The 237-nt window shown below is 43.9% G+C and carries 1 protein-coding gene; it reads right to left on the reverse strand.

Annotated features, from left to right (window positions below; translation table 11 throughout):
- Positions 1 to 237: hypothetical protein (locus tag I6U49_RS16895; protein ID WP_198629708.1), on the reverse strand; the 237-nt coding region annotated here is incomplete at both ends.

The following is a 237-nucleotide window of genomic DNA, read 5'->3' on the forward strand; positions in this document are numbered from 1 at the left end:
TTTTACAAGTAAATTCGGTGATATCCAAACTTAGGCTAGCAATACCACAGGCATCATTAGAGCCATTGTCAATATCAGCTGGAGCGATAGTAGCTATACCATTGGCATCAAGCTGTACCGTAATGTCCTTTGCTATTGCTGTAGGGGCAACATTATCTTCTACCGTTACCTTTGCCGTGGCTGTGGTTTCATTTTGGTTGTTGTCCACAACGGTCAGGGTCACTGTATTAGGCCCAA

The sequence above is a fragment of the Salegentibacter maritimus genome (assembly GCF_016236915.1).
GTDB lineage: Bacteria > Bacteroidota > Bacteroidia > Flavobacteriales > Flavobacteriaceae > Salegentibacter > Salegentibacter maritimus.